The 1,363-nt window shown below is 36.0% G+C and carries 3 pseudogenes; 1 reads left to right on the top strand and 2 read right to left on the bottom strand.

Features of this window, described 5'->3' with window-relative positions:
- Both GQR46_RS19735 and GQR46_RS19730 read right to left on the bottom strand, forming a co-directional pair.
- Positions 1-409, bottom strand: a pseudogene (locus GQR46_RS19735) (hypothetical protein); the annotation flags it as partial.
- Positions 410-517: 108 nt separating this feature from the next.
- Positions 518-865 (bottom strand): annotated as a pseudogene (locus tag GQR46_RS19730) (hemolysin III family protein); the annotation flags it as partial.
- A gap of 302 nt (positions 866-1,167) precedes the next feature.
- On the opposite strand from GQR46_RS19730, the pseudogene GQR46_RS19725 reads away from it, so the two are divergent.
- Positions 1,168-1,363, top strand: a pseudogene (locus tag GQR46_RS19725) (Mobile element protein); the annotation flags it as partial.

Genomic DNA, 1,363 nt, shown 5'->3' with positions numbered 1-1,363 from the left:
TAATTTTTTCTGCGTGCCATCGGCCACCTAAAAAACCATCAAAGTCTTCCTCAATTGATAGTTCATCCTTAGGGACTATAAATAAATAGCCTTCCATAAAGTTTTGCAAACCACCAATAGGAACTTCTGAGCCAGCTTGAAAGTCCGGCATGCTTGACAGTGTATGCACATTACCTTCATCTACTTTTTTAATTGTAGGCCATTTATATTGTTGATGAAGTTCTTTCGATATAGCATTCCAACCGCCACCTGTATCTGTAAAGAACTTTAGCTTTTGACCATCTTTCAGTTCTGGAGTAAGAAAGATGCGGTTATTATTAAATTCAGTGGGCAGCGGTTGTTCAGCTAAAAGTTGAAATGGAACTAAAGCTAAAACAAAGAAAAGAGGTACTAGATTTAAATTATACATTGATCATCCATGATTTTTAAAAATTACAATATGTAAATCCTAACACTTAGTTACTATGAGTGGTGAATTCACGTATCAAACTAGACCATTTTAAATGGCTATACCAGCTCAATAAACGTAATTACTAATTGAAATATAATGGCAAACACACCCTGCAATAACAAATAAGTGCCAAATAGCGTGGCTAAATTGGGTGCTTTTAGCGCTGTAGAATAATGTACCCAAACTATAAAAAATACCGCCGGCAAGTAGCCAGTAAAGTGCTTTTACATCAACACTAGAATAAAGTGGATATACAATAGCTAGTGCAAACCAGCCCATGAGCAAGTAGGTGGCGAGTGATATTTTTTTATTACCGTTTTTTACAAGTACTTTGTATGCAACGCCCGCCAGTGCTACTGCCCATATAAAGGTAAGCGTAGCCCATGACCAAACACCGCTTAGCGAGATTAATAAAAGACAAGAATAAACTAGACATCCATCCTAAATTTGCACTTTCTAAGGTTAATGACTAAATTTCAGTTAGTCTAAGAAGTGAGCAGGTTTTTATGGCTATTGCAAGAAAACGTCAGGTAAGTTTGGTTGATACAACAAATAAATTAGGTGACACCCATCCTAACTATTATGAAAAAAGCTAATAAAAACAGTATGAAAAGTGTATTTTTATAAGACCAATAAACAAGACATCCATCCTAAATTTGCACTTTCTAAGGTTAATGACTAAATTACAATTAGTCTAAAAAGTGAGCAGGTGTTTTATGGCTATTGCAAGAAAACGTCAGGTAAGTTTGGTTGATACAAAATATTATCACTGTATTTCACGGTGTGTTCGTCGTGCCTTTCTGTGTGGTGAAGACCACTTTACAGGTAAGTCTTACGAACATCGACGAGGGTGGGTTGAAGATAAGCTGCTTGAGTTAGCCAAGGTATTTTGTATTGATGTATGTGCTTATG

Source organism: Pseudoalteromonas sp. Z1A6 (genome assembly GCF_011378745.1).
Taxonomy (GTDB): domain Bacteria; phylum Pseudomonadota; class Gammaproteobacteria; order Enterobacterales; family Alteromonadaceae; genus Pseudoalteromonas; species Pseudoalteromonas arctica.
The sequence above is the reverse complement of the archived record's forward strand: the minus strand, read 5'-3'. Positions and strand labels throughout refer to the sequence as shown.